A 23,971-nucleotide genomic window follows, 5' to 3' on the forward strand; every position below is an offset into this window, starting at 1 on the left:
GCATGGACGAGGAGCGGGACAGGCGGGCGCGCTTCGAGCGCGGGATGGCGGTGCTGCGGGAGATCGACGGCGAGGAGGCCCGGCGGGTGCTCGACACGCTCGCGGACGTCTCGCCGGAGCTGGCCCACCAGATCGTGGCGTGGGGCTTCGGCGAGATCTACGCGCGGCCGCGGCTGCCGCCGCGCGACCGGCAACTGGTGACTCTGGGCATGCTGACGGCGCTGGGCGGCTGCGAGCCGCAGCTCCAGGTTCATGTGGGGGTGTGTCTGAACGTGGGGCTGACGCCCGCCGAGATCGTGGAGGCGCTGCTGCACGCGGCGCCCTACTGCGGGGTCCCCCGGGCGCTCAACGCCACGCTGGTGGCGAAGCGGGTGTTCGCGGAGCGGGGCCTGCTGCCGGTGGTGGACGCCGGGCGCGCGGAGTAGCAGTCGGCTCCCCCGAACTCACCCGGCCTTCCCGGCCCCTTCCGCTCACCCGGCCCTCTTGACGACGGGCCGGGCCAGCTGCCGGGACTGGGCGACGAGGCGGTCCTGGGTGTCCCAGACCTCGGCGTCCTCCTCCAGGTAGCCGCCGGCGAGGTTGCGGGTCACGACGCAGACGCGCAGCGGGCCGGGGGCGGGGCGGCGGCGGACGTGCGCGGTGAGCTCGACGGTGGGCACCCAGCCGGTCAGGCCCATCTCGAAGGCGGTGGGCGGCAGGGCGTCGACGGCCAGGAGCAGGGCGAGCGGGTCGGGGTCGCGGCCGTCGGCGAGGCCGAACCAGGCGCGCATCTCGCCGCGGCCGCTGGGCGCCCCGACGGCCCAGCCGGCGGTGGCGGGGTCCAGGCGCACGTCGAGCCGCTCGGACAGCGCGGCCGCGGCGTCGGGGACCGGGTCCCGGCCCTCGTCCCGGCCCCGGTCACGGCCCTCGTTCCGGCCGGCGCAGTGCTCGTAGGGCGGGATCGCGGGCGGTTTGGCGGTGGTGCGGATGTCGGCGGGCAGGGCGTCGAGGTCGCCGTAGGAGGCCAGGACGCGGACGCGCTCGGTCTCGGTGCCGTCGGGGGCCGTCTGGCACAGGCTCGCCTGGCCGGTGGAGAGGCCGCGGCCGCCGCGCACGGCGGTGGTGCGGACGAGCGCGGGGCCGGGCCGGGTGGCGCCGAGGTAGTGCGCGGTGATGGTGAAGGGGTGGGGGTGCGGCAGGGTGTCGCCGAGGGCCCGGCCGATCAGGGCGAGGAGGTAGCCGCCGTTGGCGGCGCCGTGGACGGTCCACCCGGCGGACACCCGGGCCTCGTACACGCCGGGCTCCCGCCGTGTCACGGCGGTGTCGCGGTCGAACTCGCTGTTGCCGATGGTTGCCTGTGCCATGCGGGCACGCTACCCGCGCGGGTTACCGTCGGGTAAGCCACAAGTGGGGTCTGCTGCCTCACAGTTCGCGAGCGGAACGAGCGGAACAAGCAGAAAGAACGGAAGGAACGGAACGGGCCTACGGCGCTTCCCTCGCCGCGCTGCGCCGGTGCCAGGCGCGCGGTGCCCGCCAGTGGTACTTCATCGCGAGCAGCCGCAGGACGAACGCGACGACGACGGGTATCGCGGCGGTCGGCCCGTCCAGCGCGTCGAAGCGGAGGAGCACGGCGGCCAGGGCCGCGCCGACCATCGCGGGCACCGCGTACAGGTCGCGGTCCCAGCGCAGCAGCGAGGGCACCTCGTGGGCGAGGATGTCGCGCAGCACTCCCCCGCCGACGGCGGTGGCCATGCCCAGGGTCGCGGCGAAGGTCAGGCCGAGCCCGTGCCCGTACGCCTTGACCGTGCCGGAGACGCAGAACAGCCCGAGTCCGGCCGCGTCGAAGACCCCTACCGCCTTGGTGATCCGCTCCACCTCGGGGTGGAGGAAGACCACGATGAGGGCGGCGGCGAGGGGGGTGAGGAAGTAGCCGAGGTCGGTGAAGGCGGCGGGCGGCACGGCGCCGATGATCAGGTCCCGCAGTACCCCGCCGCCGAGCGCCGTGACCTCCGCCAGTACCGCCATGCCGAAGACGTCGAAGTTCTTGCGCACGGCGAGGAGCGCGCCGGACATCGCGAAGACGAAGATCCCGGCGAGGTCCAGCAGGTGCTGGACGGAGGGGCTGAACAGGTCGGTGAGCACGCGACATTCTTACGTGCTCCGAACACCCGCACGTACCGCCGGACGCATCGGTTGATACGGGTTCATATCAGTCCAACTCACCGTCATCCAGGGGCAACAGTGGTCGGCTGGGTCGACTCCGGGACGTTCTCGGGATGGTGGCAGGCCACCCGGTGCCCCGGCGCGAGCTCCAGCAGCGGCGGCTCCTGCGCCGCGCACACCTCGGTCGCCTTCCAGCAGCGGGTGTGGAAGCGGCAGCCGGAGGGCGGGGAGATCGGCGAGGGCACGTCGCCCTTGAGCAGAATCCTCTCGCGCCGGGTGCGCCGCCCGGGGTCGGGGACCGGCACGGCGGACAGCAGGGCCTTGGTGTAGGGGTGCATGGGCGTCTCGTACAGCGCGGCACGGTCGGAGAGTTCGACCAGTTTACCCAGATACATCACCGCGATGCGGTCCGAGACATGGCGGATGACGGACAGGTCGTGCGCGATGATGACGTAGGTCAGGCCGAGTTCTTCCTGGAGGTCGTCCAGGAGGTTGACGACCTGGGCCTGGATGGAGACGTCCAGCGCGGAGACCGGTTCGTCCGCGACGACCAGCCGGGGCTTGAGGGCGAGGGCCCGCGCGATGCCGATGCGCTGCCGCTGGCCGCCGGAGAACTCGTGCGGATAGCGGTTGTAGTGCTCGGGGCTGAGTCCGACGAGCTCCAGCAGCCCCTGGACCGCCTTCTTCACCCCGCCCTCGGGGTCCAGGCCCTGCAGCCTGAACGGCGCGCCGACGATCGTGCCGACGGTGTGCCGGGGGTTGAGCGAGGAGTACGGGTCCTGGAAGATCATCTGGACGTCGCGGCGCAGCGGCCGCATCCCCGCGGCCCCCAGGTGCGTGATGTCCCTGCCCTCGAACTCGACGGTGCCGCCGGTGGGTTCGAGCAGCCGGGTGATCAGCCGGCCCATGGTGGACTTGCCGCAGCCGGACTCCCCGACGACGCCCAGGGTCTCCCCCGCTCGTACCTCGAAGGTGATGCCGTCGACGGCCTGCACGGCGCCGGTCCGGCGGCGCAGCACCCCCTTGGTGACGGGGAAGTGCTTGACCAGTCCGGTCACCTTCAGCAGGGGCCCGGACTCCGCGGCCGCCGTCGGCACGCGCTGCTGCTCGGGGACGGTCATGTCGCGGGCCTCTGCGTTCTGGGGTGTCTCGCGGTTCTCGGCGTCGGTCACAGCTTGGGCGCAATCTCTTCGGTCCAGATACGTCCGCGGTCCTCCGGGGAGAGGTGGCAGGCCGACCAGTGCGGTCCGCCGTCCTCCCCCTCGGCGCGCGATCCGGCGGGGACGAGCCGCAGTTCGGGCCGCTCGGTGCGGGTGATGCCGCCCTCGGGGAGGTCGGCGTAGGGGCAGCGGGGGTGGAAGGCGCAGCCGGAGGGCACGTTGATGAGGCTGGGCGGGGTCCCCCTGACGGGGATGAGCCGGTCGGTCTGTTCGCGGTCGATGCGCGGCATGGAGCCCAGCAGCCCCCAGGTGTAGGGGTGTTGGGGGGCGTGGAAGACCTGCTCGGCGGGACCGCGTTCGACGCAGCGGCCGGCGTACATCACGAGGATGTCGTCGGCGAGCTCGGCGACGACGCCCAGGTCGTGGGTGATGATGATGACGGCGGAGCCGAACTCCTGCTGGAGGTCGCGGATCAGGTCGAGGATCTGGGCCTGCACGGTGACGTCGAGGGCGGTCGTCGGCTCGTCGGCGATGAGCAGTTCGGGGTTGTTGACGAGCGCCATGGCGATCATCGCGCGCTGGCGCATACCGCCGGAGAACTGGTGCGGGTAGTCGTCGACGCGGCGGTCGGGCTGCGGGATGCCGACCCGGTCGAGGAGTTCGACCGCGCGTGTGCGGGCGGTCTTCCTGTCGGTGTCGTGGTGCACCCGGTACGCCTCGACGATCTGGGCGCCGACGGTGAAGTACGGGTGCATGGCGGACAGCGGGTCCTGGAAGATCATCGCCATTCTGCTGCCGCGCAGCCGCCGCACCCGGTCGGGGTCGGCGCCGATCAGCTCCTCGCCGTCGAGGTGGATCTCGCCGGAGATCCGGGCGCGGGAGCTGCGGTGCAGGCCCATGATGCCCAGTGAGGTCACCGACTTGCCGGAGCCGGACTCGCCGACCACGCCGAGGGTACGGCCGCGTTCGAGGTCGAAGCTGACGCCGTCGACGGACCTCACCAGCCCGTCGTCGGTCTCGAAGTGGATGCGCAGGTCCCGTACGGACAGGAAGGGGCGGCCGGGGGCGGTGTCCGCCGGGGTGGCTGCCGGCCGCGGGGAGTTGTCGAGCTCGCTCACGAGTACCTCACCCTGGGGTCGATGGCCGCGTAGACCAGGTCCACCAGCAGGTTGCAGAAGACGATGAAGAAGGCGGCGACCAGGGTGACGCCCATGACGATGGGCAGGTCGTTGTCGCGGATGCCGGAGACGGCGTACTCGCCGAGTCCCTTGAAGGAGAAGACCTGTTCGGTGATGACGGCGCCGCCGATGAGCAGCCCGAAGTCCATGCCGAAGATGGTGACGATCGGGGTGAGGGCGGCGCGCAGCCCGTGCTTGGCGATGACCTTGCGCTCGGTGAGGCCCTTGGCGCGGGCGGTGCGGATGTAGTCCTCGCCCATGGTCTCCAGCATGCCCGCGCGGGTGAGCCGGGCGTAGAGCGCGGAGTACAGGAAGGCGAGGCTGCACCAGGGCAGCAGCAGGTTCCACGCCCACTGTCCGGGATTGTCGGTCAGGGAGACGTAGTTGACGCCGTCGCCCCACAGCGGCCACTGCACCGTGAAGACGGCCAGTCCGAGCATCCCGGTGAAGAAGATCGGCAGGGAGACGCCGGCCAGGGCGACACCCATCGACAGCCGGTCGAAGAAGGAGCCCTTCCTGATCGCCGAGAGGATGCCCACGGCGACGCCCGAGACGAGCCAGATCACGGCGGCGCCGATGGCCAGGGACAGCGTGACCGGAATGCGGTCGGTCAGCTGCGGCCAGACCTCGATGTGGTTCTTGAAGGAGTAGCCGAAGCAGGGGGCGGAGCAGTGGGCGGGGTCGGGGCCGAAGCGGTAGTCGGCGCCGGCGACGATGGCCTTGACGAAGCGCCAGTACTGCTCGTGGACGGGCAGGTCGAGGCCGAGGTTGTGCTTGACCGCCGCGACGGAGGCGGGGTTGGCGTCCTTGCCCACGTACTGCGCGGCGAGCTGGTCCACCGTCTGCCCGGCGATCCGGGGGACGAGGAAGAAGATCGCGAAGGTGACTGCGCTGACCACCAGCATCAGTAGCACCGCGGCGAACAGGCGTCGGATGATGTACGCAGCCACAGCGATTGCGGCGCCGGGGCCGCCCGGCGGGGGATGCCCGCCGGGCGGTTCCCGGTGCCTTCACCTGCCTTTCGGTGTGCGTGCGGTCGGGGCCGGAAGGCGACGCGGGGCGGCCACTACTTGTTGGAGCCCATCAGGACGTAGTCGTACATGCCCAGGTAGGCCTGGGTGACGGTGACGTTGGTGGCGTTCTCCGGCCGGAAGAGCAGGTTCTTGGCGTAGCTCAGCGGCACGGCGGAGGCGTTCTCGGCGATCATCCTGTCGACGTCGCCCCAGGCCTTGGTACGGGCGGCCGCGTCGGTGTTCTTGATGCCGTCGTTGAGCGCCTGGTTGATCTTCGGGTCGTCGAGCTCCTGGACGTTGTTGCCGCCGGAGGGCTTGATGGCCGAGCCGTTGGCGATCTGGTCCAGGAAGCCGAAGCCGGTGGGCCAGTCGGGCCCCCATCCCGTGAGGATCATGCCGAGGTCGTGGCTGTGCACGTAGTCCGGCACCCCGGCGAAGTTGGTGAAGTACTTGCCGGTCGGGAACTGCTGGATATTGATCTTGATGCCGATCCGCGCCAGGGACTGCTGGATCGCGGTGGCCATGGCGACCTCGTAGTCACGGTCGGAGCGCGCGGTGAGATTGGCACTGAAGCCGTTCGGCTGACCGCACTTGGCCAGGGCCTCCTTGGCCTTGGCGACGTCGCCCTTGCTGCCCTCGGAGGGGTAGAGGTCGAACTTCGCGTAGCCGTTGACCGTCGGCGGCAGCAGGGTCGTGGCGATGTCGCCCTTGGTGCTGCCGCCCCGGGCGGTCTGGACGGAGGCCCGGTCGATGCCCCACTGCACGGCCTTGCGGCACTCGATGTTGTCGAAGGGCTTCACGTGCACATTGAGGGCGAGATAGTCGGTGGCGCTGGAGTACGAGTCGTCGGTCTGCTTCTTGTACTTGGGGTCCTGCAGCACCTTGGGCTGGGCCTGCGTGCCCACGCCACGGCCGTACGCGTCGACGGTGAGGCTGCCGTTGAGCAGGTTGTTGTCGACGGTCACCTGGTTGATCTTGAACTTGATCTCGACCTTGTCCGGCAGGGCGGGACGGTTGGGGTCGGTCTTGGGATCCCACTGCGGGTTGCGTACCAGGGCCGCACCCTTGCCGTCCTCGTACGAGGAGAACTTGTACGGGCCCGAGGAGACGATGTGCTTGACGTAGTCGGCGCCCTTGTCCGCCGCCCGTGGCACGGGCGCGGTCTGCGAGAAGGTGGCCAGGTAGTCGAAGTCCGCGAAGGCTTCCTTGAAGTGGAAGACGATCGTCTGGTCGTCCGGGGTCTCGATGGACTTGATGCCCTCGGGGGACTTGTCCTTGTACGGGCCCTGGTACTTGTCGCCGTCGACGAGCTTGGCCTTGAAGTAGGTGGGGCCGTTGGACAGCGCCTCGGGCGCGAAGTTGCTGCGCTCGACGGCGTACTTGATGTCCTTGGAGGTGATCGGCGAGCCGTCCTCGAACTTCAGGCCCTGACGCAGCCTGTACGTCCAGGTCTTCGCGTCGTCGCTGGGCTTGCCGAGGTTCTCGGCGAGGTCCGGGACGACCTGCAGTCCCTCCTTGCCGGGCGCCGGCTTGAACATGGTGAGCGTGCGCCCGTACAGCCGGGAGAAGTTCTGCACCCAGCCGTAGTAGGTGTTGCCCGGGTCCAGGGAGTCGGGGACGTCGGCCAGGGCGAGGCTCAGCGTCCCGCCTTTCTTGTCCGACTTGTTGACGATCGTGGTCAGGGCCGCGTCCGCGACGGCCTTGCCGCCGCCCCCGCCGCCGCTCTTGGAACCGCCGCCGCACGCCGTGACGCCCAGCGCCACGGCCGCTGCCACGGCGACGGCCGCCGTTGTTGTCCTTCTCTTCACCTGGGAAGCCCCCCTCGGTCGGTGGTGATGACGGATGATGGTGCGCGGCGCTCCAACGGGCTGCCGCAGAAGGTCACTTGCTGCGGGGGTCGAGCGCGTCGCGCAGCCCGTCGCCCAGCAGGTTGAAGGCCAGGACGGTGAGGAAGATGGCGAGACCCGGCACCATCATGAACTCCGGGTCGGCCTGGTAGTACTTCGTGGCGTCGGTGAGCATGCCGCCCCAGGACGCCTGCGGCGGCGCGATGCCCACGCCGAGGAAGCTGAGCGCCGCCTCGAAGAGGATGTTGGTGGGGATCAGCAGGGTGGAGTAGACGAGGATCGGCGCGACCAGGTTGGGCAGCAGTTCCCGGAAGAGGATGAACGGGCCGCGCGCGCCCAGGCTCCGGGCGGCCTCGACGAACTCGCGCTCGCGCAGGCTGAGGGTCTGCGCGCGCACGATCCGGCCCATGTAGGGCCAGTTGAAGAAGCCGATCACGAAGATGAGCACGCTGATCCGCAGCGGCAGCCCGGACAGCCCGAACGCCTTGCCCTGCAGCGAGGCCGAGATGGAGATCGCGAACAGCAGCAGCGGGAAGGCCAGGAAGGTGTCCATCGCCCGGCTGACGACGGAGTCGACCCAGCCGCCGTAGAAGCCGGCGACCACGCCGAGGACGGTGCCGATGACGACCGACAGCAGGGTCGCGCCGGCGCCGACGAGCAGCGAGACCCACGAGCCCTCGATGATCCGGGCGAGCAGGTCGCGCCCGTACTGCGGCTCCACGCCCAGCGGGTGCTCCCAGCCCATGCCGCCCCAGCCGCCCTTGGGAGTGGACAGGTCGGGGTCGAGGAGGTCCTGGTAGAAGGTGTTGGGGTCCAGGCCGAAGACCGACTCGATCGGCTTGGCCAGGGCGGCGAGCAGGATCAGCAGGATCACGACGATGCCGCCCGCCACGGCGACCCTGTCGCGCCGGAAACGGGCCCAGGCGATCTGCAGGAGCGAGCGTCCCTCGATCTGGCCGCGCCGGGCGCCGGCGAGGACTGCCTCGGGATCCGCACCGGCGGGCGTCCCGGTGGTCTCGATCGGTGCCGTCATCGTCTGGAGGACCCCCCTTGGGCCGGCGGTACCCGGCCCGACGCGAGCCGCTGCGCGGCTGGTTCACATCACTGGTGCGAAGTGCGTGCGGAGTGCGGAAGTGCGAGACGTGTGCGGTAGTGCGGGTGGTGCGTCAGGTGCGCTGTGCTGCGCGAGATGCAGTGGTACCGGAGTGTGTACTACGCGGAGCGGTGAGGACACGGACGCCTCACGGGGCGGTGTGCGCCCGGCAGCGGGAATGTCCGTGTGGCGGGAGTCTTCAGCCACGCCGCGATCACTCGCCAGCCCCGGTCGGCAAAGGATGCGCAACCGTGATGTACAACGCGGTGTTCCGTTATACGGACAGTCGTTGCCCCTGAACGGATCAGTAACTCGTAAGGGGTGAGGGCCAGTTGGGACCCTGTCGAAGCGGAATGCCGCTGTCCGGCGCGGGCCCGCCGGCGGCGTCGCGGTCGTAGAACGGACGGGTGCGGGCACGCATCCACAGCACGACCGGGTCGTGCTCGTCGGCCATCGCCACCGTGGACACCGGCAGCCCCTCGGGCACCACGGCGACCGCCTCGCGCATCATCGAGCGTACGGACTCCACGGCCGCCGGGGAGGTGTCGTACAGATCGAGGCCGATGGCCAGGTACGGGCTGCCGAGCGCGGGCCGCACCCAGGCGCGGCTGAGGGCGCGCACCGCGGGCGTGCGCCCGGCGAGTTGCGCGAGCAGCGCGTAGAACTGCGGGATCTCCGCGCCGGGTTCGCTCAGGCGCAGCGGCCCGGCGGGCAGCCGGTCCAGTCCGCAGGCGATACGCCGCAGATCGGGCCAGGGGACGCCGACCCCGCCGCCGGGGGCGTGCGGGTTGAGCCACAGGCCCCAGCGGCCCGGCCAGAGCGCGGCGGCGACGGCACGGCCGGAGACCGTCTCGTGGTCACGGTTCCAGCCGCTGGCGGCCAGCTCCCGCTCGGAGGTCACGCACGGCGCGTACCCGAGGCCGTCGACCTCCATGTTGGCGTACTGCGCGTCGGGCGAGCCGGGCCGCCCGTGCCACAGCAGCATCCACAGCCGGCCCTCGGCGAGCGCGCGCAGCAGCGCTTCGTAGGTGTCGTACCGGCCGGGCGCCACGTGGCGCAGGACCTGCTCGACGCCGCTCTCCGCGCCCGCGCTCACCTGGTTCCGCTCCTTCCGCCGGCCGTGGGTCCCGGCGGTGCCGCCGGCTGTCTTCCTCTCGTCCGCCGCGCGGCGCCGGGCCGTTGTGCCGGGTCCGCCGCGCTGCCCGGGACGCGCCTGTGCGCCCCCTCGGAACATCCAACCAGCTTACGGGCCCTCGGTGGCGGGCCGTGCCGCGCTCACAGGTCACGGTCGTAGAACGGGCGGACGCGGGCCAGCATCCACGCGGCGACCGGATCCGGGGTCACGTCGAGGAAGACGAGCTGGACGGGCCAGGCCACACCGGCGGCGCCCAGGGCCCGGCCGACGGCGTTCAGCGCCTCGGAGCGGCTGCCCGGGTCGGGCAGGTCCAGCTCGACCCCGACGAACAGGGCGGGGCCGCCGCCCTCCACGCTCGCGAGGGCCCGCCGCGCAGTGCGGACACCGGGGGCGGCGCCGAACTCCAGCCCCGCCGCGGCGAGGAAGGCCGTCGGCTCGTCCTGCCAGTCCGGCTCGTACAGCCGCACCCGGCCGCCGGTGGGCTCGCCGTCGAGCCGCACCCGCCCGGCCCGGCACAGCTCGGCGACCGCGGGCGGCGGCAGCGGAACCCCGGCCGTGCCCTCGGGGTTGACGACGATGCCCGCCTGCGGGGGCAGACCGCGCGCGAACTCGACGGCGGGCGCCACCGCGAAGGACAGGTGCGCGCCGGCCACCCGCCGGAACTCGGCCTCGGAGCTGAAGACGGGCACGAACGCGGCGCCGCCCAGCTCCACGGTGGGCAGGTCGAGATCGGGGCTGTCGGGGCCGCCCCCGGCCGGCAGCGGGATCCACAGCGCGCTGCGGCCGAGCACCTCCAGGATGCGCGCACCCGCGCCGGGGACGCCCACGGACGCCGAGAGCACCTCTTCGAGCTCGTTCGCGGGCCAGCCCTCGGGGGGGCCGCCGCCCAGGGGGTGCCGGCCGTACTGCCCGGGGTCGATCGTCTCGTCCAACGCCGTTCCACCGCTGTCGTCGCTGTTGTCGTTCGCGTGTGCCGCGCTCGCGCGCGCTCCGCGGCTGTCCCCAGGGGGTCGCCGGCACCGCAACCGCACCCTAACGGCTGCCGCCGGCCGCTTCGGCGGCGGCCGCCGCGAGCACGGCAACGCCCCAGGTCATCGCGGCGCGGCCGGGCCGCGGTCCCTCGTACGGGCGCGGGGGCGCGGGTTGCGGGGTGCGCGGGGCCGTGCACACGGTGATCACAGTTCACCGCAGGCCCGCCGAGAGCGAAAGGACACCCAGCATGCGCTTCGAGAAGCCGGCCCCCGCCGTGCCCGCGTCCGCCAGGCCCGCTGCCGCCCGGTTCGCCTCCGGCGCCATAACTGCCGTCGCCTGCGGGGTGCTCGTCCTGGGCGCCGCCGGTCCAGCCCCGGCCGGTGACGGCCTGAAGTCCGCGCCGAAACCGACCCCGAAGGCCGCCGCGGTCGAGCGGCAGCTCGACACGGTCAGCGCGCTGGGCGAGACCCTCACCCTGGTCTCCCGGATCGGCAAGGAGGCCCAGCGGCCCGCCCCCAACGTCAGGGTGCTGCGGGATCTGCAGAGCCGGCTGCGGGCGAGCGGCGACGCGCTGCTGGCGGCCGTCCGGCTGCGCGGACAGGCCGGGCGGGGCACCTCCGCGGGCCACCGGGCCCCGGCCGGACCCCGCGCCTCCGACGGCGTCGAGGAGGTCAGGAACGCCCTGACCCGGCTCGTGGCCAGCACCGGCAAGGCCATCGCGGACGTGGAGAGCGGCAACTCCGCCGGCCTCACCGGGGACATCGCCAAGGCCGTCGCGGACGCCCAGAGCCTGACCCAGAAGGTCTCGGCCCTCGACGGAACGCCCACCGGGCAGCCACCGACGGCCCCGGGTCGGCCACCGACCGCACCGGGGGTTCCGGGAGTTCCGGGAGTTCCCGGGGCCTGACGGGCCGTCGGCCAAGGCGACCGACGCGGCCCAGTGCGGCCGCCCGCCACCCCGGGCGTCCCGGGGGTTCCAGGAGTCCCGGGCGTCCCCGGGGCCTGACGGACTGTCGCAAGGCGGCCGTCACGGGCCGGTGCGGCCGCCGACCACCCCGGGCGTCCCGGGGGGTTCCGGGAGTTCCGGGGGCCTGACAGGCCGCCGGCCAAGGCGACCGAGACGGCCGACGCGGCCCGGTGCTGCCGCCGACCGCACCGGGCGTCCCGGGAGTTCCCGGGCATCCCAGGTGTCCCGGGGACCTGACGGCCGTCGCAAGGCGGCCGACGCGAGCCGGTGCGGTCGCCGACCACCCCGGGGGTCCCGGTGTCCGGGAGGCCTGACGGGCCGCCGACCGATGCGGCCCGGTGCGGACACCAACCGCCCCGGGAGTTCCGGGCGTCCCCGGGCGCCCCGGGGGCCTGACGGGCCGTCGACCAAGGCGACCGACGCGGCCCGTACAACCGACCCGGCCCGGCGCGCCCCTCGGACCCCCGGGGCGCCCCGCGCCCCGCGCCCCGCGCCCCGCACCCCGCGCCCCGCGCCCCGCGCCCCGCGCCCCGCGCCCCGGGAACGTGACACATCCCGTCTCACTCCCCGGGGCCTCCGCCCCGCTCGAAGGAGATCGTCCGCAACGCGTCCGCGGCCGGGCGGTCCAGGAGTACCACCGACGCCGTGCCGCGCGGCTGCGCACCCCCGGTCACAGCGGCGGTCAGCCGCGCGATCGCCCGCCGGTGCCGGGCGAAGACGCGGGGCGCGACCCGGCGGCCGCGCGCCTCCTGCCCGGCGAGGGCGGTGGCGGCGCCCACGTCCAGCAGGAGCAGGTGCAGCGCGGCGCCCCGGCGGCGCGCCTCGCGGGCGAGCCAGGCCCGTACCCAGCGCACCCGGCCGGAGTCGTGGACGACCGTACTCGCGCCCGTCCGCACGACGCGGCGCAGCGCGGCGTAGTGGACGAGACGGACGCAGGGGCGCGCGAGCGCGTACGGCAGCCGGTGCGGCAGCAGCCGCTCGAAGCGCTCGCGCGTGTCCTGGGAGTCGACGCGCCGCACCGCCCGCTCCCCGGCCACCGCGCGCCGGATGAGTGTGGACTTGCCGCTGCCGGGCAGCCCGGAGACGACCAGGACGTCGCCCGCCGGGTAGCACAGCCGCTCCCGCCCGGCGCCGCCGCGCAGATCCACGGTCCCCTCGGGCCACAGGGGCGGACTCGCGGCCTCCTGGTCCGGCGCCTGCACGCTGATCGGCCTCCTCGGTCGCCCTCGGCTCCCGCCTACCCGCCACTCCTGCCCGCAACGGGTAAAGGAAAGGTAATGGAAATCTTCCGCCGGAGGGAGGTCCGTCAAACGCCAGTACGTGCAATGATGTGCGCGCCGAACCGCATGACCCAACAGAACACCGGCCGCATGAATCCGCGCGGGAGAGTCCCGGCCGCCGCCGCACGACGGCACGGACCGGGCGCCGAAGGAGCAAGTTCCTCCCTTGAATCTCTCAGGCCCCGTACCGCGTGGACGAGGCAGATCTGAAAAGCGGGCCGCCGTGCGCGGCGGTCCCACCCAAGGTGCAAGCCGGGCCCCGCGGGCGCCCGGTGAACCTCTCAGGTTCCGATGACAGATGGGGAGGGGCTGTGTCCCCTTCGTCCCCCTTCCGCGAGTCCTCGCCGGGCCTCGCGCACACGTCCGGGAGCCTGACCTCATGACCGCTGCCTCCGGCACCACGGGTGCCCCCCGCCGCACCGCGCTCGACGCGCTGCACCGCGCGCTCGGCGCGACGATGACCGACTTCGCGGGGTGGGACATGCCCCTGCGCTACGGCAGCGAGCGGGACGAGCACCAGGCGGTGCGCACCCGCGCCGGCCTGTTCGACCTCTCCCACATGGGCGAGATCACCCTGACCGGCCCGCAGGCGGGAGCCGCGCTGGACTTCGCGCTCGTCGGCAACCTCTCCGCGCTGGCCGTGGGCCGGGCCCGCTACACGATGATCTGCGCCGAGGACGGCGGCATCCTCGACGACCTGATCGTCTACCGCCTCGCCGAGGACACGTACATGGTCGTCGCCAACGCCTCCAACGCGCAGACCGTGCTGGACGCCCTGACCGAGCGCGCCGCCGGCTTCGGGACGGCCGTGCGCGACGACCGCGAGAACTACGCGCTCATCGCCGTCCAGGGACCCGAGTCCCCCGGCATCCTCGCGTCCCTCACCGACGCCGACCTCGACGGCCTGAAGTACTACGCGGGCCTGCCGGGCACCGTCGCCGGTGTCGACGCCCTCATCGCCCGCACCGGCTACACCGGCGAGGACGGTTTCGAGCTGTTCGTCGCCCCGGCCGACGCCGAGCGGCTGTGGCAGGCGCTCACCGAGGCCGGCCGGGGCGCCGGCCTGGTGCCCTGCGGGCTCTCCTGCCGGGACACCCTCCGGCTGGAGGCGGGCATGCCGCTGTACGGGCACGAACTGACCACCGCGACCACGCCCTTCGACGCCGGGCTGGGCCGCGTGGTGAAGTTCGACAAGGAGGGCGACTTCGTGGGGCGCGCGGCGCTGGAGGCCGCCGCCGAGCGGGCCCGTACCAGCCCGCCGCGCAAGCTGGTCGGTCTCGTCGCCGCCGGGCGGCGCGTCCCGCGCGCCGGCTACCCGGTCGTCGCCGGCGGCGAGGTGATCGGCGAGGTCACCTCCGGCGCCCCCTCCCCCACCCTCGGCAAGCCGGTCGCGATCGCCTACGTGGACGCCGCGCACGCCGAGCCGGGCACCGGGGGCGTGGCCGTCGACATCCGCGGCAGCCACGAGCCGTACGAGGTCGTCGCGCTGCCCTTCTACCGGCGGACCCGGTAGGGCCCGCCCCGCGGGCCCGGCGGTCTCCGCGGCCCGCTCCCGTACCGCCTGTCAAGACCCTCTGCACGAGCACCACCACTCATCCAGGAGAATCTAGCCATGAGCAACCCCCAGCAGCTGCGCTACAGCAAGGACCACGAGTGGCTGTCGGCCGTCGACGAGAACGGTGTGGCGACCGTCGGCATCACCGAGTTCGCGGCCAACTCGCTCGGTGACGTCGTCTTCGCCCAGCTGCCCGCGGTCGGCGACACGGTCACCGCGGGCGAGACCTGTGGCGAGCTGGAGTCGACCAAGTCGGTCAGCGATCTGTACTCCCCGGTCACGGGCGAGGTCGTCGCGGCCAACCAGGACGTCGTGGACGACCCCTCGCTGGTGAACACCGCCCCGTTCACGGGCGGCTGGCTGTTCAAGGTCAAGGTCACGGACGAGGCGGCGGACCTGATGGACGCCGACGCGTACACGGCCTTCGCCGGAAGCTGATCGAAGCCTCGTCGCCCTCTCCCCCCAGGAAGAACTCATGTCCCTGCTGAACAGCTCCCTCCATGAGCTCGACCCCGACGTCGCCGCCGCTGTCGACGCCGAACTCCACCGCCAGCAGTCCACCCTCGAAATGATCGCGTCGGAGAACTTCGCTCCCGTCGCCGTCATGGAGGCCCAGGGCTCGGTCCTCACGAACAAGTACGCCGAGGGCTACCCGGGCCGCCGCTACTACGGCGGCTGCGAGCACGTGGACGTCGTCGAGCAGATCGCCATCGACCGCATCAAGGCGCTCTTCGGCGCCGAGCACGCCAACGTCCAGCCGCACTCCGGCGCGCAGGCCAACGCGGCCGCGATGTTCGCGCTGCTCTCCCCCGGCGACACGATCCTGGGGCTGAACCTCGCGCACGGCGGTCACCTGACCCACGGCATGAAGATCAACTTCTCCGGCAAGCTCTACAACGTGGTGGCCTACCACGTGGACGAGCAGACCGGCCGGGTGGACATGGACGAGGTCGAGCGCCTCGCCCAGGAGCACCGCCCGAAGCTGATCGTCGCCGGCTGGTCCGCCTACCCGCGCCAGCTGGACTTCGCCGCGTTCCGCCGGATCGCCGACGAGGTCGGCGCGTACCTGATGGTCGACATGGCGCACTTCGCGGGTCTGGTCGCCGCCGGGCTGCACCCCAGCCCGGTGCCGCACGCCCACGTCGTGACCACCACCACCCACAAGACGCTGGGCGGTCCGCGCGGCGGCGTCATCCTGTCCACCGCCGAACTCGCCAAGAAGATCAACTCCGCGGTCTTCCCCGGCCAGCAGGGCGGCCCGCTGGAGCACGTGATCGCCGCGAAGGCCGTCGCCTTCAAGGTCGCGGCCAGCGAGGAGTTCAAGGACCGCCAGCGCCGCACCCTGGAGGGCGCGAAGATCCTGGCCGAGCGCCTGGTCCAGGACGACGTCAAGCAGACCGGCGTCTCGGTGCTGTCCGGCGGTACGGACGTGCACCTGGTCCTGGTCGACCTGCGCGACTCCGAGCTCGACGGCCGGCAGGCCGAGGACCGCCTCCACGAGGTCGGCATCACGGTCAACCGCAACGCCGTCCCGAACGACCCGCGCCCCCCGATGGTCACCTCGGGCCTGCGCATCGGCACCCCGGCCCTGGCCACCCGCGGCTTCGGCGCCGAGGACTTCCGCGAGGTCGCGGACATCATCGCCGAGACGCTCAAGCCCAGCTACGACGCCCAGGCGCTGCGCGGCCGCGTGACCGCCCTGGCCGACAAGCACCCGCTGTACCCCGGTCTGAAGTGACCCGCTAGGACCCGATTCACCTGCGGGTGCGGGGCACCGTGCACACTGGAGAGAGTGCGCCGGTGCCCCGCACCGTGCGCCCCCTCTGTGACGACCCCCGCGCACGCGGGCGTCCGCACCACCCGAACCACCCCTGACACCCCAAGGAGCTGCCACCGTGGCCATCTCCGTCTTCGATCTCTTCTCGATCGGCATAGGCCCCTCCAGCTCCCACACGGTCGGGCCGATGCGGGCCGCCCAGATGTTCGTACGGCGCCTGAAGAACGAGGGCCTGCTCGCCCACACCGTCTCCGTACGCGCCGAGCTCTACGGCTCCCTGGGCGCCACCGGGCACGGCCACGGCACCCCCAAGGCCGTCCTGCTGGGCCTGGAGGGCTACTCCCCGCGCACCGTGGACGTCGAGCGCGCCGACGACGAGGTCGAGCGGATCCGGGCCACGAAGCGGCTGCGGCTGCTCGGCGCGGAGATCGGCGCCGACCACGAGATCGACTTCGACGAGTCGACCGAGATGATCCTGCACCGCCGCCGCGCCCTGCCGTACCACGCCAACGGCATGACGCTCTTCGCCTACGACGAGGCCGGCGCCCCGCTGCTGGAGAAGACCTACTACTCCGTCGGCGGCGGCTTCGTCGTCGACGAGGACGCCGTCGGCGCCGACCGCATCAAGCTCGACGACACCGTCCTGAAGTACCCCTTCCGCACCGGCGACGAGCTGCTGCGCCTCTCCCGCGAGACCGGCCTGTCGATCTCCGCGCTGATGCTGGAGAACGAGAAGGCCTGGCGCACCGAGGACGAGATCCGCGCCGGCCTGCTGGAGATCTGGGGCGTCATGCAGGGCTGCGTCAGCCGCGGCCTGTCCCGCGAGGGCATCCTCCCCGGCGGCCTGAAGGTCCGCCGCCGCGCCGCCACCTCCGCCCGCCAGCTGCGCGCCGAGGGCGACGCCCAGGCCCGCGCCATGGAGTGGATCACCCTCTACGCCATGGCCGTCAACGAGGAGAACGCCGCCGGCGGCCGCGTCGTGACCGCCCCCACCAACGGCGCGGCCGGCATCATCCCCGCTGTCCTGCACTACTACATCAACTTCGTCCCCGGAGCGGACGAGGACGGCATCGTCCGCTTCCTGCTCGCCGCCGGTGCCATCGGCATGCTCTTCAAGGAGAACGCCTCCATCTCCGGCGCCGAGGTCGGCTGCCAGGGCGAGGTCGGCTCCGCCTGCTCCATGGCCGCCGGCGGCCTCGCCGAGGTCCTCGGCGGCTCCCCCGAGCAGGTCGAGAACGCCGCCGAGATCGGCATGGAACACAACCTGGGCCTGACCTGCGACCCCGTCGGCGGCCTCGTCCAGATCCCCTGCATCGAACGCAACGGCATGGCCGCCGCCAAGGCCGTCACCGCCGCCCGCATGGCCCTGCGCGGCGACGGCCGCCACCACGTCTCCCTCGACAAGGTCATCAAGACCATGAAGGAGACCGGGGCGGACATGAGCGTGAAGTACAAGGAGACGGCGCGGGGCGGGCTCGCGGTGAACATCATCGAGTGCTGAGGCCGCTGCGGCAGCCCAAATCCGTTTGCCCCGCCCCCGTACGCCGTGATGTCGTACCCCTGTTTGTCCGGAGATCCGGACGGCGGCGATGACGACTGGGCGACATCACGGGGGCGGGGCACGTATGCGTACCGACGGCTGGGCCGAAGACGGGTTCGGGAAGGTGGCGGACGCGTTCGCCGGGGTGCTGGCCGGGCAGGGGGACGGCGGGGCCGCGGTCGCGGTGTTCCTCGGCGGCAGGCCGGTGGTGGATCTGTGGGGCGGGGTCGCCGACGTGACGACCGGGCGGGCCTGGGAGCGGGAGACGGCGACGGTCGTGTGGTCGTGCGCCAAGGGTCTGGTGAGTCTGCTCGTGCACCGGCTCGCGCAGGAGGGGCGGATCGACCTGGACGCGCCGGTGGCCGCGTACTGGCCGGAGTTCGCCCAGGGCGGCAAGGAGACGGTCACGGTGCGGACGGTGCTCGCGCACCGGGCCGGACTGCCCCTGGTGGACGCCGGGTTGAGCTTCGAGGACGTCCTGGCGTGGGAGCCGGTCGTCACGGCCCTGGCGGCGCAGGAGCCGCTGTGGGAGCCGGGGCGGGAGTACGCCTACCACGGGCAGACCTTCGGCTGGCTGGCCGGCGAGCTGATCCGGCGGGTGACCGGGCTGACCCCCGGCGGGTACTTCCGTGAGCTGCTCGGCGATCCACTGGGCCTGGAGACCTGGATCGGTCTGCCGCCCGGGGAGACCGGCCGCCTCGCGCGGCTGATCGGCCCGGCGGAGCCCTCGCGGCTGCCGGAGCTGTTCTCCCGGATGCTGACCGTGGACGGCGCGATCGACTTCCCCGGGATCGACAGCCCGCGCGGCTACAACTCGCCGGCGCTGCTGGCCGCCGAACTGCCCGGTTCCAACGCGGTGTCGACCGCGCGCGGCCTGGCCGGGGCCTACGCGGCGGCGGCCACCGGCCTGGACGGGGGTCCGCGGCTGCTCGACGAGGCCACGGTCACCGACGCGCTGCGGCTGCGGTCCAGCGGCCCGATGTGGCCGGACGGACTGGACATGGGCGCGGGCTGGGGCACCGGCTTCACGACCAGCGCCGCGACGGCCTGGAGCACCCTGGGCCCGCGCACCTTCGGCCACGACGGCGCCGGCGGCAACAGCGCCTACGGCGACGACGAGTACGGCATCGGCTTCGCGCTCGTCACCAACCGCATGGTGGGCCCGGGCGACGACCGGGCGCAGCGGTTGTCGGGGGCTCTGCGGGACTGCCTGGGCTGAGGGGGGGGCGGCCCCTGGTTCACTTCCGCGCGGCTTCCCGCCTTCCCAGGCGTACGTACGTCACTGCCGCCTGCACGGTCAGGGCGACGGGGGCCGCGTACAGCAGCCCTTCCGCCTGCGTGCCGGCGGCCACGGCGGCGGTGCACAGCGCGGTGGGCAGGGTGGCGGCGAGGGTGATGCGCGTGCGAACGGTGCGGTCCACGAAGGGGCTCCTTGCTGTGGGGTGATGTCAACTTCGGTCAGCGGCCGGCAGGTTCGCCGGCGGTGGCTGCGGCGCGGGCGCGCTCCACGTACTCCGCGAGGTCGCGCCAGGTGCCGGCCTCGGCGGGCGTGAGGGCGTGCCCGGACAGCACCCCCGGGTCCTCGCGCCAGGCGGCGCGCACCCCGCCGGAGAGGGCGGCGTCCCCGCCGGTGAACCGCGCGCTCAGCTCGTCCATGCGGGCCACCAGCCGCCGTACGCGCGAGTCGGTGCCCTCCCGCGGTGCGCCGGGAGGGGCTGAGCAGACCGGTGGTGTCCCAGTGGTGCTGGTCCGCGCTGTCGGTACCCCCCGTTACCCTCGCAAGCATGGGTTACGCAGAGCTGCGCGAGCTGCAGAGCGCGCTGAACACGGCTTCGGACATCGCCTTCGGGCTGGACGCCGCGGCGCCGGCCGCGCACGAGGCGGAGCAGCTCGTGGATGCTCTGCGGCGGGCGCTGGCGGCGGCGGGGTCGCTGGGGGCCGGGGCGGGGGCGACGGGGTGTGCGGAGCATCCGAAGGGGGCCGTGGATCCGTTGTACGGGGACAAGGAGGATCCGCTGCCGCCGGGGTGGGGGCGCTGTCTGCTGTGCAACGACCGGCGTCGCCGGGCCGAGGCGCAGCGGCGGGGCTGGCGCTGACCCGGCGGGCGGCGGGCCGGGGTCAGGCCCGCGCGTTGACCAGGCGCAGGTAGCGGTCCCAGTCCCAGTGCGGGCCGGGGTCGGTGTGCGTGGAGCCGGGCACCTCGATGTGGCCGATGATGTGCTCCCGGGTGGCGGGGATGCCGTAGCGGTCGCAGATCGCGGCGGCCAGGTGCGCGGAGGAGCGGTAGAGGGCGTCGGTGAAGTATTCGGGGCGGTCGATCCAGCCTTCGTGCTCGATGCCGATGCTGCGGGTGTTGTAGCTCCAGTTCCCGGCGTGCCAGGCGATGTCCTTCTCGCGGACGAACTGGCCGATGCGGCCGTCGGCGGAGGCCACCATGTAGTGCGCGGAGACCCGGGACTGCGGGTCCTGGAAGATCCGCGTGGCGTCGGCGAAGGTCTCCTGGGTCACGTGGATCACGAGGAGGTCGACGGGGTGGGCGGCGGGGCGGGAGGAGACGGTGTAGTTGGCACTGTCGGCCGGTATCCAGTGGGTGGGCGGGTAGGGGCTGCGGGTGCCTGCTGCGTCGGCTGCGCCTGCTGCCTCGTGCATGATGCGCTCCCGTGGGGGTCTCGTCGGCCTGGGCCGTCGCGCGACGTGTGGCGGTCTCCGTCATCACACCCGCGAAAGCGGTCCTCCGCAAGGACTCCTCCGCACGGACCTGTCCGCGGGCCTCTCTGTGGACCCTTCTGCGAGGCCCCCTCCGCCGGGCGCCGCGCACAGCGCGTATAGAAATAAAACATTCCGCTGATTTATTCATGGAATGGAAGGCGGGTGTCGCAACTCACCTTTGATCTCCGAGCGTTCCTTCCGGAATTGCCCGGATCTGCCCAGATAGCCGTTTTGGCTGCCCGCTGCCCGTCTGCCATAGTCGAGGCAACGACCCCCATTGACCCGGGCAAGGTCGTCCACACCGCCGTGGACCACACCCCAATTCGTCCGCGGCGGCCCGAAGAGGCCCCCGGCCCGTCCACGCGGCGCAAGGGGGCCTCTTCGTTTCCGGGTTCTTCACCGGTCCGCGACCCGCATCTCGAACCACGTGGTCTTGCCGCGCGCCAGCAGATCCACGCCCCAGCGGTCGGAGAGCTTGTCGACCAGGAACAGCCCCCGCCCACTGGTGTCGAGCGGGCGCACCGGCAGCAGGCAGGGCAGCCCGCGCGAGGGATCGCGCACCTCCATGCGCAGCCAGCCGCGCCGGCGCATCATCCGCAGCCCGAAACAGCGCGCGCCGGTGTGGCGGACGGCGTTGCCGACGAGTTCGGAGACCAGCAGTACGGCGTGCTCGCTGAGTTGGGGCGACAGGCCCCACAGCCGCAGCACCACGCACTGGGTCAGACGGCGCGCGGCGACGGCGGACTCGGGGCGGGAGAGCAGCGTGACCTCGTCGAGGCTGGGGTTGCCGTACTGCTCAAGCACCTTGAGCCCCAGCTCGTCCTCCACGGCCGGCGTCCACCGCACCGCGGCCGCACCGCCCCGCTGCCGCGGCTGCTCGCCGCTCTCCAGGCCCGCCATGCCCCCATCATGGCCGCCGCGCCGCCCTCTGGGGCTGGAACGGTGGGATTGCCACCGCGACCGGGGGCGCGGAACCGGCGCTTCCACGCCCGCCGCGGGACATATGCCATGGGCAGGCAGTGGGCTGGAAAATCGATACTGACCTGCGGGGACCGTACGGCCGCCACGGTCCGTACGGGGCCGGGGGCGCGGTCGCGCGGGGGGCGGCGCGCGCCCTGGCGAATTCCCCCACAAGTGGCAACGCCGGAGTGCGCCCCGCACCCCGGCGTCAACCCGCCCGGGGTCAGCGGAACTTGGCCTTGCCGGGCCCGTCCTCGACGAAGCTGCGCATGCCCCGCTCCCGGTCCTCGGTCGCGAACAGGCCCGCGAACCAGTTCCGTTCGATGGTGAGACCGGTGTCGAGGTCGGTCTCCAGCCCGGCGTCCACGCACTCCTTGGCGGCGCGCAGGGCCAGGGCGGGGCCGGCGGCGAGCTTCGCGGCCCACGCGTGCGCCTGCTCGTACACCTCGGCGGCCGGGACGACCCGGTCGACGAGGCCGATCGCGAGCGCCTCGTCGGCCTTGACCTGACGGCCGGTGAAGATGAGGTCCTTGGCCTTGGCGGGGCCGACGAGCCGGGAGAGGCGCTGGGTGCCGCCCGCTCCGGGGATCAGCCCGAGCAGGATCTCCGGCTGCCCGAACCGGGCGTTCTCGGCGGCGATACGGAGGTCGGCGCACAGCGCGAGTTCGCAGCCGCCGCCGAGGGCGTATCCGGTGACGGCGGCGACGACGGGCTTGGGGATGCGGGCGACGGCGGTCAGGGAGTCCTGCAGGGGGCGGGAGCGCAGGACCATCGCCTCGTGGTCCATGCGCTGCATCTCCTTGATGTCCGCGCCGGCCGCGAACACCTTCTCCCCGCCCCACAGCACGACGGCGCGGACGTCGTCGCGGCGCGCGGCCTCCTCGGCCAGTTCGCGGAGCCGGTCCTGGGTGGCGATGTCGAGCGCGTTCATCGGCGGGCGGTCCAGGCGGATGGTCCCCACGCCCTCGGCAACATCGAGATGCACAGTCATGCCAGCAGGTTAGCCGCGCGGCAGGGTGCCGCACCCTGCCGCCGGCACGTCAATCGCCGCAGGACCGCGCGTCAACCTCCCGCCCCGGAGGCGTCAACTCCCCCTGGACTCCCTCCTGGACTGCCTCCGGGACTGGCCCCTGGGCTCCCCTCCGGACTGCCCCCGGCACTGCCCTTGGTCCACTCGGTCCAGGACATGTTCCAGCCGTTGAGACCGTTGTCCGGCTGGACCGTCCGGTCGTGGGAGTTCTGCACGACGACGACGTCACCCACGAGCGAGTTGTTGTAGAACCACGCGGCGGGGGTGCCGGGGTCGCCGCCACCGCGCTCGTCGTACAGGCCCACGCAGCCGTGGCTGGCGTTGGCCGAGCCGAAGGTGCCCTGCCCGGACCAGTAGTTGCCGTGGATGAAGGTGCCGGAGGTGGACAGCCGCATCGCGTGCGGCACGTCCTTGATGTCGTACTCGCCGCCGAAGCCGACCGTGTCCCCGTTCATCCGGGTCACGTCGTACTTCTCGCTGATGACCATCTGCCCGTTGTACGTGGAGTGCCCGGGGGCGCCGGCCGATATCGGGACGGTCTTGATGACCTGCCCGTCGCGCCGGACGGTCATCTCGTGGGTCCTGGCGTCGACGGTGCTGATCTGGCTGCGGCCCACGGTGAAGCGGACGGTCTTGGTCTGGGTGCCGTAGACGCCCTCGCGGCCCTCGACGCCGTTCAGGTCGAGTTCGAGGGTGACCTTGGTACCGGGGGTCCAGTAGTGCTCGGGCCGGAAGTCGAGGCGGTCGTTGCCGAACCAGTGCGGCCTGATGTCCACGGCCGGTTCGGAGGTCACCTTCACGGCGCTCTCGACGGCCTTGGTGTCGGTGATCCCGCGGCTGAAACCGATCGACACGGGCATGCCCACGCCCACCGTGGAACCATCCTCCGGCGTGAAGTAGCCAACGAAGGTGTTCTTGGGGGTGAGCGTGGTGAAGGTGGCGTGCTTGGCGGACGCGCGCCCGTCCTTGTCCTTGGCGAGCGCGTCCACCGTGTACTTGGTGGCGGCGCCCAGATGGCCGCTCGGCTCCCAGGCCGTGCCGTCGGCACTGACCTTGCCGCCGACCGGCCGGCCCTTGTCGTCGACGACCTTCACCGACGTCAACGTGCCCTTGTCGGCGGTCACTTTGAGTGCGCCGCTGGTGGCCACGTCACTGGCCCCGTCCTTCGGCGCGATGGTCACGACGGCCTGCGACTCGTCCGCGGCCTTCCCGCCCGCCTTGCCGTCGGAGTCCCCTCCGCCGCAGGCGGTGACCACCAGCAACAGACCTCCGAGCAGCAGCGCGGGCGCTCCCCTGCGACCCGCGCGCCGCCTCGATATCGGCTGCGTTTTCACGGCAGTTGTCTCCCCTCGCGCGGCCCGTGGCCGCGCGTCGCCCCCTCAGCGCGGTGCACGCGCATGGCGATAGGTAACCACACGGCACCGACAGCGGATCCCTCGGGAATGTCACCGTTCCGTCCCGAATGAGAGCCGAGTTGCGGACAGGACACCTGAGAGGAACACGGCGGCCGGAATCACGCGCTACATTCCGGCCGCCGCGGCCGGGGCCCATCGGGGGCGCTTGCCGCGTCCCGCGTGCGTGCGCGGTGCCGCGCGTGCGGGTCCCGTGCCGGT

General features: G+C 72.6%; 24 protein-coding genes and 1 riboswitch. Of the genes, 8 read left to right on the forward strand and 16 right to left on the reverse strand.

The genetic code is table 11. The annotated features are described in order from the left end of the window. The first annotated feature begins 2 nt into the window (after positions 1-2). Positions 3-425 carry a carboxymuconolactone decarboxylase family protein gene (locus ACFP1Z_RS13815; RefSeq protein ID WP_390316474.1) on the forward strand — a complete coding sequence of 141 codons (423 nt, stop codon included), beginning with the start codon at positions 3-5 and terminating at the stop codon, positions 423-425. A gap of 45 nt (positions 426-470) precedes the next feature. On the opposite strand, the gene ACFP1Z_RS13820 is transcribed toward ACFP1Z_RS13815, so the two are convergent. The 9 genes from ACFP1Z_RS13820 to ACFP1Z_RS13860 all read right to left on the reverse strand — a co-directional run bounded on the left by ACFP1Z_RS13820 (position 471) and on the right by ACFP1Z_RS13860 (position 10,500). Next, on the reverse strand, positions 471-1,343 hold the full coding sequence (locus ACFP1Z_RS13820; protein WP_390316475.1) for a thioesterase family protein: 873 nt from the start codon (positions 1,341-1,343) through the stop codon (positions 471-473). A gap of 118 nt (positions 1,344-1,461) precedes the next feature. After that, on the reverse strand, positions 1,462-2,121 hold the full coding sequence (locus ACFP1Z_RS13825; protein WP_390316476.1) for a trimeric intracellular cation channel family protein: 660 nt from the start codon (positions 2,119-2,121) through the stop codon (positions 1,462-1,464). A gap of 83 nt (positions 2,122-2,204) precedes the next feature. Then, positions 2,205-3,263, reverse strand: coding sequence for an ABC transporter ATP-binding protein (locus ACFP1Z_RS13830; RefSeq protein WP_390316689.1), 1,059 nt, complete (start codon positions 3,261-3,263; stop codon positions 2,205-2,207). Positions 3,264-3,310: 47 nt separating this feature from the next. After that, positions 3,311-4,420, reverse strand: coding sequence for an ABC transporter ATP-binding protein (locus tag ACFP1Z_RS13835; protein WP_390316477.1), 1,110 nt, complete (start codon positions 4,418-4,420; stop codon positions 3,311-3,313). Then, complete coding sequence (locus ACFP1Z_RS13840; protein WP_390316478.1) at positions 4,417-5,430, reverse strand: ABC transporter permease; 1,014 nt, start codon at positions 5,428-5,430, stop codon at positions 4,417-4,419. Before ACFP1Z_RS13840 ends, ACFP1Z_RS13835 begins: the two co-directional genes overlap by 4 nt. A 116-nt stretch (positions 5,431-5,546) precedes the next feature. Then, positions 5,547-7,301 carry an ABC transporter substrate-binding protein gene (locus ACFP1Z_RS13845; protein WP_390316479.1) on the reverse strand — a complete coding sequence of 585 codons (1,755 nt, stop codon included), beginning with the start codon at positions 7,299-7,301 and terminating at the stop codon, positions 5,547-5,549. A gap of 73 nt (positions 7,302-7,374) precedes the next feature. Next, a complete protein-coding gene (locus ACFP1Z_RS13850) occupies positions 7,375-8,373 on the reverse strand; it encodes an ABC transporter permease (protein WP_390316480.1) in 999 nt (332 codons plus the stop codon). A 364-nt stretch (positions 8,374-8,737) separates the two neighbouring features. Next, on the reverse strand, positions 8,738-9,529 hold the full coding sequence (locus ACFP1Z_RS13855) for an enhanced serine sensitivity protein SseB C-terminal domain-containing protein (RefSeq protein ID WP_390316481.1): 792 nt from the start codon (positions 9,527-9,529) through the stop codon (positions 8,738-8,740). Positions 9,530-9,708: 179 nt separating this feature from the next. After that, positions 9,709-10,500, reverse strand: coding sequence for an enhanced serine sensitivity protein SseB (locus ACFP1Z_RS13860; protein ID WP_390316482.1), 792 nt, complete (start codon positions 10,498-10,500; stop codon positions 9,709-9,711). 287 nt (positions 10,501-10,787) lie between these two features. On the opposite strand from ACFP1Z_RS13860, the gene ACFP1Z_RS13865 reads away from it, so the two are divergent. Then, positions 10,788-11,447, forward strand: coding sequence for a hypothetical protein (locus tag ACFP1Z_RS13865; RefSeq protein WP_390316483.1), 660 nt, complete (start codon positions 10,788-10,790; stop codon positions 11,445-11,447). A gap of 620 nt (positions 11,448-12,067) precedes the next feature. On the opposite strand, the gene ACFP1Z_RS13870 is transcribed toward ACFP1Z_RS13865, so the two are convergent. Beyond that, the gene (locus tag ACFP1Z_RS13870) at positions 12,068-12,709 is read right to left on the reverse strand and encodes an AAA family ATPase (RefSeq protein WP_390316484.1); all 642 of its coding nucleotides are present in this window, start codon (positions 12,707-12,709) and stop codon (positions 12,068-12,070) included. Positions 12,710-12,878: 169 nt separating this feature from the next. Then, positions 12,879-12,987, forward strand: a riboswitch (glycine riboswitch). 179 nt (positions 12,988-13,166) lie between these two features. Here ACFP1Z_RS13870 and gcvT point away from each other — a divergent pair. The 5 genes from gcvT to ACFP1Z_RS13895 all read left to right on the forward strand — a co-directional run bounded on the left by gcvT (position 13,167) and on the right by ACFP1Z_RS13895 (position 18,878). Continuing rightward, on the forward strand, positions 13,167-14,300 hold the full coding sequence (gene gcvT / locus ACFP1Z_RS13875; protein ID WP_390316485.1) for a glycine cleavage system aminomethyltransferase GcvT: 1,134 nt from the start codon (positions 13,167-13,169) through the stop codon (positions 14,298-14,300). A gap of 99 nt (positions 14,301-14,399) precedes the next feature. Further along, positions 14,400-14,780, forward strand: coding sequence for a glycine cleavage system protein GcvH (gcvH, locus tag ACFP1Z_RS13880; RefSeq protein ID WP_390316486.1), 381 nt, complete (start codon positions 14,400-14,402; stop codon positions 14,778-14,780). Positions 14,781-14,817: 37 nt separating this feature from the next. Further along, positions 14,818-16,080: a serine hydroxymethyltransferase gene (glyA, locus tag ACFP1Z_RS13885; RefSeq protein ID WP_390316487.1), complete on the forward strand. Its 1,263-nt coding sequence runs from the start codon at positions 14,818-14,820 to the stop codon at positions 16,078-16,080. A gap of 157 nt (positions 16,081-16,237) precedes the next feature. Continuing rightward, positions 16,238-17,620 (forward strand): L-serine ammonia-lyase, encoded by a 1,383-nt coding sequence (locus ACFP1Z_RS13890; RefSeq protein ID WP_390316488.1) that lies wholly within the window; start codon positions 16,238-16,240, stop codon positions 17,618-17,620. Between the two features lie 124 nt (positions 17,621-17,744). Next, entirely contained in the window at positions 17,745-18,878 is a 1,134-nt protein-coding gene (locus ACFP1Z_RS13895; RefSeq protein ID WP_390316489.1) for a serine hydrolase domain-containing protein, read from the forward strand. Between the two features lie 19 nt (positions 18,879-18,897). Here the strand turns inward: ACFP1Z_RS13895 and ACFP1Z_RS13900 are convergent, their stop codons facing one another. Then, positions 18,898-19,080: a hypothetical protein gene (locus ACFP1Z_RS13900; protein ID WP_390316491.1), complete on the reverse strand. Its 183-nt coding sequence runs from the start codon at positions 19,078-19,080 to the stop codon at positions 18,898-18,900. Between the two features lie 37 nt (positions 19,081-19,117). Beyond that, entirely contained in the window at positions 19,118-19,315 is a 198-nt protein-coding gene (locus tag ACFP1Z_RS13905) for a hypothetical protein (protein WP_390316492.1), read from the reverse strand. A gap of 128 nt (positions 19,316-19,443) precedes the next feature. On the opposite strand from ACFP1Z_RS13905, the gene ACFP1Z_RS13910 reads away from it, so the two are divergent. After that, positions 19,444-19,755 carry a hypothetical protein gene (locus tag ACFP1Z_RS13910; protein ID WP_390316493.1) on the forward strand — a complete coding sequence of 104 codons (312 nt, stop codon included), beginning with the start codon at positions 19,444-19,446 and terminating at the stop codon, positions 19,753-19,755. 22 nt (positions 19,756-19,777) lie between these two features. On the opposite strand, the gene ACFP1Z_RS13915 is transcribed toward ACFP1Z_RS13910, so the two are convergent. The 4 genes from ACFP1Z_RS13915 to ACFP1Z_RS13930 form a co-directional block, all read right to left on the reverse strand. Next, the gene (locus ACFP1Z_RS13915) at positions 19,778-20,308 is read right to left on the reverse strand and encodes an N-acetylmuramoyl-L-alanine amidase (RefSeq protein ID WP_390316494.1); all 531 of its coding nucleotides are present in this window, start codon (positions 20,306-20,308) and stop codon (positions 19,778-19,780) included. 456 nt (positions 20,309-20,764) lie between these two features. After that, on the reverse strand, positions 20,765-21,268 hold the full coding sequence (locus ACFP1Z_RS13920) for an ATP-binding protein (RefSeq protein ID WP_390316495.1): 504 nt from the start codon (positions 21,266-21,268) through the stop codon (positions 20,765-20,767). A gap of 283 nt (positions 21,269-21,551) precedes the next feature. Next, positions 21,552-22,319, reverse strand: coding sequence for an enoyl-CoA hydratase/isomerase family protein (locus tag ACFP1Z_RS13925; protein WP_390316496.1), 768 nt, complete (start codon positions 22,317-22,319; stop codon positions 21,552-21,554). A 71-nt stretch (positions 22,320-22,390) separates the two neighbouring features. Then, the gene (locus tag ACFP1Z_RS13930; RefSeq protein ID WP_390316498.1) at positions 22,391-23,692 is read right to left on the reverse strand and encodes a L,D-transpeptidase; all 1,302 of its coding nucleotides are present in this window, start codon (positions 23,690-23,692) and stop codon (positions 22,391-22,393) included. Positions 23,693-23,971 lie beyond the last annotated feature (279 nt).

This window comes from Streptomyces gamaensis (assembly GCF_042656465.1).
Classification (GTDB): Bacteria; Actinomycetota; Actinomycetes; order Streptomycetales; family Streptomycetaceae; genus Streptomyces; species Streptomyces gamaensis.

Excerpts from the sequence above, each read along its gene's own strand:
- ACFP1Z_RS13815 (WP_390316474.1), top strand. The coding sequence starts at position 3 with ATGGACGAGGAGCGGGACAGGCGGGCGCGCTTCGAGCGCGGGATGGCG.
- ACFP1Z_RS13820 (WP_390316475.1), bottom strand. The coding sequence starts at position 1,343 with ATGGCACAGGCAACCATCGGCAACAGCGAGTTCGACCGCGACACCGCC.
- ACFP1Z_RS13830 (WP_390316689.1), bottom strand. The coding sequence starts at position 3,263 with ATGACCGTCCCCGAGCAGCAGCGCGTGCCGACGGCGGCCGCGGAGTCC.
- ACFP1Z_RS13850 (WP_390316480.1), bottom strand. The coding sequence starts at position 8,373 with ATGACGGCACCGATCGAGACCACCGGGACGCCCGCCGGTGCGGATCCC.
- ACFP1Z_RS13865 (WP_390316483.1), top strand. The coding sequence starts at position 10,788 with ATGCGCTTCGAGAAGCCGGCCCCCGCCGTGCCCGCGTCCGCCAGGCCC.
- gcvT (WP_390316485.1), top strand. The coding sequence starts at position 13,167 with ATGACCGCTGCCTCCGGCACCACGGGTGCCCCCCGCCGCACCGCGCTC.
- gcvH (WP_390316486.1), top strand. The coding sequence starts at position 14,400 with ATGAGCAACCCCCAGCAGCTGCGCTACAGCAAGGACCACGAGTGGCTG.
- glyA (WP_390316487.1), top strand. The coding sequence starts at position 14,818 with ATGTCCCTGCTGAACAGCTCCCTCCATGAGCTCGACCCCGACGTCGCC.
- ACFP1Z_RS13895 (WP_390316489.1), top strand. The coding sequence starts at position 17,745 with ATGCGTACCGACGGCTGGGCCGAAGACGGGTTCGGGAAGGTGGCGGAC.
- ACFP1Z_RS13905 (WP_390316492.1), bottom strand. The coding sequence starts at position 19,315 with ATGGACGAGCTGAGCGCGCGGTTCACCGGCGGGGACGCCGCCCTCTCC.
- ACFP1Z_RS13910 (WP_390316493.1), top strand. The coding sequence starts at position 19,444 with ATGGGTTACGCAGAGCTGCGCGAGCTGCAGAGCGCGCTGAACACGGCT.
- ACFP1Z_RS13915 (WP_390316494.1), bottom strand. The coding sequence starts at position 20,308 with ATGCACGAGGCAGCAGGCGCAGCCGACGCAGCAGGCACCCGCAGCCCC.
- ACFP1Z_RS13920 (WP_390316495.1), bottom strand. The coding sequence starts at position 21,268 with ATGGCGGGCCTGGAGAGCGGCGAGCAGCCGCGGCAGCGGGGCGGTGCG.
- ACFP1Z_RS13925 (WP_390316496.1), bottom strand. The coding sequence starts at position 22,319 with ATGACTGTGCATCTCGATGTTGCCGAGGGCGTGGGGACCATCCGCCTG.